The sequence below is a fragment of the Micromonospora sp. BQ32 genome (assembly GCF_059358895.1).
Genome location: NZ_JCADBI010000050.1, coordinates 1 through 1080 on the forward strand (window position 1 = coordinate 1; position 1080 = coordinate 1080).

Below are 1080 nucleotides of genomic sequence, written 5' to 3' on the forward strand. Positions count from 1 at the left end.
TACACCAGGTGCCGGATCATCACGATGAACGGCATCGAGATCGAGGCGATCAACTTCTCGCACCAGTTCGCCCGCAACTGCCCGGACCAGGAGGTCCGCCGGCAGCTCGCCTACGTCCGGTACGTGGAGAATCAGCAGCAGCGGGCGGTGAACTGGCTGCTCCCCGGCGTCGCCAGCGTGCTCGAGACGACGCTCGGCTACGAGCAGGTGGCCGTCGACCTCACCGCCTGGGTGGCTCGGCACGAACCCGACCCCTACCTGAAGCAGGCGTACGAGTTCGGTGTGCTGGAGGACTTCGACCACCTGTACCGCTACGCCAACCTGTACGAGATGGTCGAGCGACGCAAGGCGGAGAAGGTCGTCGACGGTCTCACCGAGGTGATGCCGGGCCGGCCCACGACGCGGGAGCACCGGCACCCGTTCGACGAGGTGCGCACCCCGTACGACCGCAACTCGGTGGACCCACGCTCGAAGCTGCACGCGCTGACGATCCTCTCGGCCGAGCAGCAGGTGATGTTCTACTACATGAACGTCGGCCCGCAGTACATGGAACCGATCGCGCGCCAGCTCTACCAGGAAATCAGCCTGATCGAGCAGGAGCACGTCACCCACTACGAGTCACTGCTGGACCCGGGCGAGAACTGGTGGGAGCGGCTACTCACCCACGAGTACAACGAGTGCTGGCTCTACTACTCCTTCCTGCAGCAGGAGAGCGACCCCCGGATCAAGGCGATCTGGGAGCTGCACCTGCAAATGGAGCTGGCCCACCTCCAGCAGGCCGCCGACCTTCTACGTCGGCACGACGGCCGGGAGCCCGAGGAGATCGTCGGCACGGCCGGGCTGCCGGAGCCGCTGACCTTCGAGCCGAACAAGGACTACCTGCGCCACCTGCTGGCCACCCAGATCGACCTGACGAAGCTCGGCGAGGGCTACGTCCGCGAGGCACACGAGCGCTTCGAGTGGATGCAGCAGCAACTGCACGACGGTCAGCAGCCGCCGAGCGAGCAGGTCATCGACATGCACCGGGAACGCTTCGGCGACGAGTACCGCATCGAAACCGAGGGCCCGCACCCGATCGAG

1 protein-coding gene is annotated in these 1080 nt (G+C 65.9%); it reads left to right on the plus strand.

What is annotated here, in order from left to right; all coding sequences use genetic code 11:
- Nucleotides 1-24 precede the first annotated feature (24 nt).
- The coding region (locus AC5L30_RS32960; protein ID WP_494872179.1) for a hypothetical protein at nt 25-1080 on the plus strand (1056 nt) is incomplete at its 3' end.